The sequence below is a fragment of the Selenomonadales bacterium genome, from assembly GCA_017442105.1.
In the GTDB taxonomy this organism is placed as follows: domain Bacteria; phylum Bacillota; class Negativicutes; order RGIG982; family RGIG982; genus RGIG982.
This window is the reverse complement of record JAFSAX010000110.1, coordinates 1-5,069: the sequence shown is the minus strand read 5'-3', so window position 1 is coordinate 5,069 and position 5,069 is coordinate 1. Positions and strand designations below refer to the sequence as shown.

The following is a 5,069-nucleotide window of genomic DNA, read 5'->3' as shown; positions in this document are numbered from 1 at the left end:
TGCTGTGTGCGGTGGGCGGCTGGCTTACGATATCTATTCTTGACGGAGGTGTGGCATCGGCCAATCCGCTCGGCTGGCTCAATCTCGATAGCGAGATGTGGGCACCGAAAGCGGTCACTCTGCCCGAACCGCATCCGAAATTCGTCGGTGTACCGATCCTTCTGTTGATGTTCTTCTGGCTCGTGTTCTATATGTGGCGCGACCGTCCGATCGTCAAGTCTATCATCGATTACTTCTACCGTGGGCGAATCGACAGAACGTCGTTCATCATCTCGTGTGCAGGTCTTTATTTCTCGTGCACGATCCTTGCGTTCATCTATATCCTGACGAGAACGAATATCGACCCGTTCATGCCTGTGTTCAGTACGCTCGCGCTTGCGTATGAGATATCGCTTACGGTACGCCGTTCGCACGACGTAGACCTCGGCTGGGGCGCGACGACGTTCCTTATTCTGTTGACGCTTATCCCGGGCATCTCGTTTTTGCCGTTCTTCTACCTCATCATGCGTACGGGCTCGAATGAAGAGAATCGATTCGGCCCTGCACCGGTCCAGCTTCGCGAGAAAGTGTTGGCAGAGATGAAGGCGAAGGAAGAAAAAGAGAGCCGTCGTTTGGCGAACGGTAAGATAGAGTGCCGCGACTGTCACCGCGTTATTGACGAAGACAGCGTATACTGCAAATATTGCGGCGTAAAACAAGACGAAGAACAGTCTGCCTAACGATAATGATAAAAAGAATCCGCTGAAACGGCGGATTCTTTTTTGTTGTCGGCAGGAGGACGAATGGTTTTGTCGAATAAATTAAAATGTTACTTTGTAAATACAAAATCATCGGTAGAAGGGTAGGAATGTAGTTATGATGAATTGGAAAAAATGGAAGACAGCGCTTGCGGCGGCAACGCTTGCTGTATCGGTCGGGCTTCTTGCGGGCTGTGGCGGTGACAAGGCACAAGACAGCAGTAAAGCGACATATAATATCGGTGTCGTACAGCTTGTAGAACACGGTGCGCTCGATGCGGCGAACAAAGGTTTCGTCGATGGTTTGGCATCGAAAGGATTCAAGGACAATGTCAAGTTCGACCAGCAGAATGCACAGGCAGACCAGTCGAACCTGCAGAATATCGCACAGCGATTTATGAGCAATAAGGTAGACCTTATCTGTGCTATCGCAACACCTGCGGCACAGTCGGTAGCCAATGTGACGAAGGATATTCCGATCGTAGCAACGGCTGTTACCGATTACGAAGAAGCAAAACTCGTTGAATCGAATAAAAAACCGAATACGAACGTAACGGGTACGACCGATATGAACCCGATCAAAGAACAGATAGATCTTATGCTCAAGCTCGTACCGAATACGAAAACGATCGGTACCGTATACTGCTCGAGTGAAGTCAACTCGCAAAAACAGATCGATATCATGAAAGCATATGCGCAGTCGAAAGGCATCAAAGTCGTAGAAGCAACGGTATCGACCGTCAACGATATCCAGCAGGCAGCGCAGAGCATCGTCGGTGATGTAGATGCCATCTATGTTCCGACGGACAACATCATCGCATCTGCTATGCCGACGCTTATCGCGATCACCGACGCGGCAAAAGTTCCCGTTATCTGCGGTGAAGCAAATATGGTCAAAGCGGGCGGTCTTGCAACGCTCGGTGTAGACTACTACAAACTCGGCTTCCAGACAGGTGAAATGGCTGCCGATATCCTCGCAGGCAAAGCAAAACCTGCCACAATGGCAATTCAGTCGCTCAAAGAAATGACGCTCACCATCAACGCAGAAAATGCGAAAAAACTCGGTATCGAGATCCCTGCCGACCTCAAAGCACAGGCAGGTATCAAATAAGATGAACTTGCAAAAACCGATGCAGTCAGCTGCATCGGTTTTTTATTGTCTGTACGATGATATCTTACGGCAGGAAGAAGGAAAGCGTTGTCGAATTTATTAAGATGGCTTATTATTTCTCGGAAGTAGAAATCTACTATAGAAGGGAAGATATACAGTATGCTGAAAAAGAAATGGAAAAAAGCGCTTGCGGCGGCGTCTCTTATCTTGTCGCTCGGACTTATCGCAGGCTGTGGAACGGATAAGCAGGATAACGCCCAAACGTACAAAGTCGGCATCGTACAGCTCGTCGAACACCGCGCTGTCAACATTGCCAATAAAGGATTTGTCGATGGTCTGGCATCGAGAGGGTACAAGGATAACGTCACCTTCGATCAACAGAATGCGCAGGCAGACCAGTCGAATCTCGTGCCTATCGCACAGCGATTTATGAGCAACAAGGTAGACCTTATCTGCGCGATATCAACACCTGTTGCTCAGACGATGGCAAGTGCTACGCAGGATATTCCGATCGTAGCGACAGCCGTCACCGATTATGAAGAAGCCAAGCTCGTTGCCGATGTGCGCCATCCGCAAGGCAATATCACAGGCACGACCGATATGAACCCCATTCGCGAACAGATAGACCTCATGCTTCGTCTTATGCCGAAAACAAGAACGATCGGCACCGTCTACAGCTCGAGTGAAGTCAACTCGCAGAAACAGATCGCTGTCATGAAAGCGTATGCAAAAGAAAAAGGTCTCACCGTCGTAGAAGCGACCGTATCGAACGTCAATGATATCCAGCAGGCGGCGCGCAGTATCGTAGGCAAAGTTGATGCCGTCTATATCCCGACTGATAATGTTGTGGCATCTGCCGCACCGACACTCATCGCCATCACCGACGAAGCCCAAGTCCCCGTCATATGCGGTGAAGCCAACCTCGTCAAAGAAGGTGCACTGGCAACGCTCGGTATCGACTACTACAACCTCGGCTTCCAGACGGGCGAAATGGCGGCTGATATCCTCGCAGGCAAAGCAAAACCTGCCGATATGCCGATCCAATCGCTCAAAGACCTCAAGCTCACCATCAATGCAGAAAATGCAAAAAAACTTGGTATCCGCATCCCTGCCGACCTTGAAGCACAGGCAGAAATGATATGATACATACAAGATGGAACGGATCCCCATCTGAAAAGAAGAGATCCATGTAGTATAGGAGGATAGTAATGATAGACTTATTGATTCCAACCATCTCACAGGGCCTCTTGTGGTCCATCATGGCACTCGGCGTATATCTTACCTTCCGCGTGCTCGACATCGCAGACCTCACCGTAGAAGGCAGCTTCCCGCTCGGCGCGGCAGTCGCGGCCGCACTCTTGGTAGAAGGCATCAACCCCGTTGTCGCCATCTTCATCGCCGCGATCGCAGGCATGGTCGCAGGCGTCGTAACGGGCATCTTACATACGAAACTCAAGATACCCGCACTCCTCGCAGGTATCCTCACCATGATCGCGCTCTACTCCGTCAACCTGCGCATCATGGGCAAAGCGAACCTGTCGCTTCTGCGCACCGATACCATCTTCACTGGATTCCTTGACCTCGGCATGAAAAACACAGAAGCCGTACTTGCTGTTGGACTGCTCACCGTACTCCTCTTTGCCGTATTCATCTACTACTTCTTCGGTACCGAGATCGGTGCTGCTATCCGTGCAACAGGCTTCAACCAGCAGATGATACGTGCCAACGGCGTCAACACCGACTTTACCATCATCTTAGGCCTTCTTTTCAGTAACGCACTCGTCGCCATCTCTGGCGCACTCGTCGCACAGAGCAACGGCTTCGCCGACGTCGGCATGGGTGTCGGTACCATCGTCATCGGTCTTGCCTCCGTCATCATCGGGGAAGTCCTTTTTGGAACACGCAGCTTCAAAAACTGCCTCATCTCCGTCATTCTCGGCTCCATCGTCTACCGTATCGTCATCGCGATCGTACTCCAGATGGGTATGCCGCCAAACGACTTAAAACTGTTCACAGCCGTCTTAGTCGCGCTGGCACTCTCTATGCCGCTCTTCAAAGACAAATGGAACAATCGGGCAAGGGGATGAGAATATGTTAAAAGTAGAATCCATATCCAAAACATTCAATCGCGGAACAGTCAATGAGAAAAAAGCACTCAACGGACTCGACCTTCACTTAAAACCAAGCGATTTCGTAACCGTCATCGGCGGCAACGGCGCAGGCAAATCGACGCTCCTTAACTCTATCGCGGGCGTATTCATGCTGGATGGCGGAAAGATCACCATCGACGGCGTCGACATCACGAACGTACCCGAGCACAAACGTGCCAAATACATCGGCCGCGTATTCCAAGACCCGATGATGGGCACAGCCGCAGGCATGATGATACAAGAAAACCTCGCCATCGCCGCACGACGCGGCAAGACCTTCGGTCTTAGATGGAGCCTCAGAAATGACGAAAAAGCAGGCTTCATCGAAATGCTCAAAGAACTCGACCTCGGTCTTGAAGATCGTCTTACCAGCAAAGTAGGCCTCCTATCGGGTGGTCAAAGACAGGCACTTACGCTTCTCATGGCGACGATGAATCAGCCGAAACTCCTTCTTCTCGACGAGCATACGGCGGCACTCGACCCCAAAACGGCATCGAAGGTACTCGACCTTACACAGAAGATCGTCGAGCGTCATAAGCTCACCACGCTCATGATCACGCACAACATGCGCGACGCACTCCGTTTCGGCAACCGTCTTATCATGCTCCACGCAGGACGGGTCATCATCGATGTAGAAGGCGAAGAAAAGAAAAACCTCACCATCGAAGACCTTCTCAAAATGTTCGAGCGTGCCAGTGGTGACGCGCTTGCCAACGACAGAATGCTGCTTAGCTAATAACAAACGAAAGAGATAAAAAGCCTTGCTTATCGAGCAAGGCTTTTCTTTGTACAAGAACATCGTGCAAATGAAAGAAGGCCACCGCGTATGCGGTGGTCTTCTTTGTATATGTGTGCTTGCGGTTATCTTACGGCCAAGTTTTGCCGACTGTGATCTTGCCGCCGTATACATCGCGGTCTTCGCCGCTGTCATTGACGCGAACACGTTCGATCTTGTTCTTCTGATTCTGTTCGCCTCTGATGCGTTCTACGCTCAGGCGACCAAGCTCAGGTTCGAACTCGTCGATAACGCGCGTATCGAGCTGGAATCCTTTTTCAAGAGCACGGAAGAGC

At 50.7% G+C, this 5,069-nt stretch carries 6 protein-coding genes; 5 read left to right on the top strand and 1 reads right to left on the bottom strand.

Annotated elements, in window-relative coordinates:
* From IJN28_04325 to IJN28_04305, 5 genes are all read left to right on the top strand, one after another.
* Window positions 1–719: DUF805 domain-containing protein (locus IJN28_04325; GenBank protein MBQ6712997.1), on the top strand; the 719-nt coding region annotated here is incomplete at its 5' end.
* A 136-nt stretch (window positions 720–855) separates the two neighbouring features.
* The gene (locus tag IJN28_04320) at window positions 856–1,848 is read left to right on the top strand and encodes an ABC transporter substrate-binding protein (GenBank protein ID MBQ6712996.1); all 993 of its coding nucleotides are present in this window, start codon (window positions 856–858) and stop codon (window positions 1,846–1,848) included.
* A 159-nt stretch (window positions 1,849–2,007) separates the two neighbouring features.
* Window positions 2,008–2,991, top strand: coding sequence for an ABC transporter substrate-binding protein (locus IJN28_04315; GenBank protein ID MBQ6712995.1), 984 nt, complete (start codon window positions 2,008–2,010; stop codon window positions 2,989–2,991).
* Between the two features lie 68 nt (window positions 2,992–3,059).
* Entirely contained in the window at window positions 3,060–3,935 is an 876-nt protein-coding gene (locus IJN28_04310) for an ABC transporter permease (protein ID MBQ6712994.1), read from the top strand.
* Between the two features lie 4 nt (window positions 3,936–3,939).
* Complete coding sequence (locus IJN28_04305; GenBank protein ID MBQ6712993.1) at window positions 3,940–4,734, top strand: ABC transporter ATP-binding protein; 795 nt, start codon at window positions 3,940–3,942, stop codon at window positions 4,732–4,734.
* 130 nt (window positions 4,735–4,864) lie between these two features.
* Here IJN28_04305 and IJN28_04300 read toward each other — a convergent pair.
* On the bottom strand, window positions 4,865–5,069 hold a 205-nt coding region (locus tag IJN28_04300; protein ID MBQ6712992.1), incomplete at its 5' end, for a hypothetical protein.

What these genes read in the sequence shown, in the direction of transcription:
- IJN28_04305 (MBQ6712993.1), top strand. Translation starts at nt 3,940, where the DNA reads ATGTTAAAAGTAGAATCCATATCCAAAACATTCAATCGCGGAACAGTC.
- IJN28_04320 (MBQ6712996.1), top strand. Translation starts at nt 856, where the DNA reads ATGATGAATTGGAAAAAATGGAAGACAGCGCTTGCGGCGGCAACGCTT.
- IJN28_04315 (MBQ6712995.1), top strand. Translation starts at nt 2,008, where the DNA reads ATGCTGAAAAAGAAATGGAAAAAAGCGCTTGCGGCGGCGTCTCTTATC.